The following is a 3,067-nucleotide window of genomic DNA, read 5'->3' as shown; positions in this document are numbered from 1 at the left end:
CTGAAAACTAGATCCGAAACGAAATTCGCGATGTATCACCTGCATATCTTGGATAAGCCCTCGACCGATTAGTACTGGTCAGCTCCATGCATTGCTGCACTTCCACCCCCAGCCTATCTACCTCGTCGTCTTCAAGGGGTCTTACATACTGGGAAATCTCATCTTGAGGGGGGCTTCACGCTTAGATGCTTTCAGCGCTTATCCCTTCCGTACATAGCTACCCAGCGGTGCTCCTGGCGGAACAACTGGTACACCAGCGGTACGTCCATCCCGGTCCTCTCGTACTAAGGACAGCTCCTCTCAAATTTCCTACGCCCACGACAGATAGGGACCGAACTGTCTCACGACGTTCTGAACCCAGCTCGCGTACCGCTTTAATGGGCGAACAGCCCAACCCTTGGGACCTACTTCAGCCCCAGGATGCGATGAGCCGACATCGAGGTGCCAAACCTCCCCGTCGATGTGGACTCTTGGGGGAGATAAGCCTGTTATCCCCAGGGTAGCTTTTATCCGTTGAGCGATGGCCCTTCCATGCGGTACCACCGGATCACTAAGCCCGACTTTCGTCCCTGCTCGACTTGTAGGTCTCGCAGTCAAGCTCCCTTATGCCTTTGCACTCTTCGAATGATTTCCAACCATTCTGAGGGAACCTTTGGGCGCCTCCGTTACTCTTTAGGAGGCGACCGCCCCAGTCAAACTGCCCACCTGACACTGTCCCCGCACCGGATTACGGTACCAGGTTAGAACCTAGATACGATCAGGGTGGTATCCCAACGGTGCCTCCACACAAGCTGGCGCTCATGCTTCAAAGGCTCCCACCTATCCTGTACAGATCGTACCCAAATTCAATATCAAGCTGCAGTAAAGCTCCATGGGGTCTTTCCGTCTTGTCGCGGGTAACCTGCATCTTCACAGGTATTAAAATTTCACCGGATCTCTCGTTGAGACAGCGCCCAAGTCGTTACGCCATTCGTGCGGGTCAGAATTTACCTGACAAGGAATTTCGCTACCTTAGGACCGTTATAGTTACGGCCGCCGTTTACTGGGGCTTCGGTTCACAGCTTCGGATTGCTCCTAACCGCTCCCCTTAACCTTCCAGCACCGGGCAGGCGTCAGCCCGTATACTTCGCCTTACGGCTTCGCACAGACCTGTGTTTTTGCTAAACAGTCGCTTGGGCCTTTTCACTGCGGCCCCCTCGTGCTATTCACACTACCGGGGCACCCCTTCTCCCGAAGTTACGGGGTCATTTTGCCGAGTTCCTTAACGAGAGTTCTTCCGCGCGCCTTAGAATTCTCTTCTCGCCTACCTGTGTCGGTTTGCGGTACGGGCACCATCACCTGGCTAGAGGCTTTTCTTGGCAGTGTGAGATCATGACCTTCGCTACTATAATTTTCGCTCCCCATCACAGCCCAGCCTTACGATGTGCGGATTTGCCTACACATCAGCCTCACTGCTTAGACGGACATCCATCAGTCCGCGTCACTACCCTGCTGCGTCCCCCCATTGCTCATAACGGCTTACGGTGGTACAGGAATTTCGACCTGTTGTCCTTCGACTACGCCTTTCGGCCTCGCCTTAGGTCCCGACTTACCCTGAGCGGACGAGCCTTCCTCAGGAACCCTTAGGCTTTCGGCGGATCAGATTCTCACTGATCTTTTCGTTACTCATACCGGCATTCTCACTTGTATAATGTCCAGCGCTCCTTACGGTACACCTTCAACCCTTATACAACGCTCCCCTACCCCTGATGCAAAGCATCAAGCCATAGCTTCGGTGGTGTGTTTAGCCCCGTTACATTTTCGGCGCAGAGTCACTCGACCAGTGAGCTATTACGCACTCTTTCAATGGTGGCTGCTTCTAAGCCAACATCCTGGTTGTCTGTGCAACTCCACATCCTTTCCCACTTAACACACACTTGGGGACCTTAGCTGATGGTCTGGGCTGTTTCCCTTTTGACAATGGATCTTAGCACTCACTGTCTGACTCCCGGAAGTAAGTCTATGGCATTCGGAGTTTGACTGAGCTTGGTAACCCTTGCGGGCCCCGCACCCAATCAGTGCTCTACCTCCACGACTCTGTTTTCCGAGGCTAGCCCTAAAGCTATTTCGGGGAGAACCAGCTATCTCCGAGTTCGATTGGAATTTCTCCGCTACCCCCACCTCATCCCCGCATTTTTCAACATGCGTGGGTTCGGGCCTCCAGTGCGTGTTACCGCACCTTCACCCTGGACAGGGGTAGATCACCCGGTTTCGGGTCTACGTCCACGTACTAAGTCGCCCTATTCAGACTCGCTTTCGCTGCGGCTCCGGCTCTTCACCTTAACCTTGCACGGGAACGTAACTCGCCGGTTCATTCTACAAAAGGCACGCCATCACCCCTAAAACGGGCTCTGACTTTTTGTAAGCACACGGTTTCAGGTTCTATTTCACTCCCCTTCCGGGGTGCTTTTCACCTTTCCCTCACGGTACTGCTTCACTATCGGTCGCTAGGAAGTATTTAGCCTTGGCAGATGGTCCTGCCGGATTCATACGGGGTTTCACGTGCCCCGCACTACTCGGGATCCGTCTCGGAGGGAACAGACTTTCAACTACAGGGCTTTTACCTTCTTTGGCGGGCCTTTCCAGACCTCTTCACTTAACCGGTTCCTTTGTAACTCCATGTGAGACGTCCCACAACCCCAAAGAGCAAGCTCTCTGGTTTGGGCTTCTCCGCGTTCGCTCGCCGCTACTGACGGAATCACTATTGTTTTCTCTTCCTCAAGGTACTTAGATGTTTCAGTTCCCTTGGTATGCCTCTGCACAACCTATGTATTCAGTTGTGAGTAACTGGAAATTACCCCAGCTGGGTTTCCCCATTCGGACACCCCCGGATCAAAGCTTGCTTACAGCTCCCCGAGGCAGTTTCGTTGTTCGCCACGTCCTTCATCGGCTCCTAGCGCCTAGGCATCCTCCGTGTGCTCTTAGTAGCTTAACCATTTTGCTCCGGTTTCGACTGCTCGCTTCCCTTGTTTTGCTTGCGCAAAGCCAAAAGTCGCTCCCATTCGATACCATCGCAATGCAGTTTTCA

1 rRNA gene is annotated in these 3,067 nt (G+C 53.4%); it reads right to left on the bottom strand.

The annotated features are described in order from the left end of the window. Positions 1–48: 48 nt before the first annotated feature. Positions 49–2,974 (bottom strand): 23S ribosomal RNA (locus P364_RS0133850). Positions 2,975–3,067 lie beyond the last annotated feature (93 nt).

The sequence above is a fragment of the Paenibacillus sp. MAEPY2 genome (assembly GCF_000499205.1).
Taxonomy (GTDB): Bacteria; Bacillota; Bacilli; order Paenibacillales; family Paenibacillaceae; genus Paenibacillus; species Paenibacillus vandeheii.
Note: the sequence above shows the minus strand (reverse complement) of the source record. Positions and strands in the feature narration are given on the sequence as shown.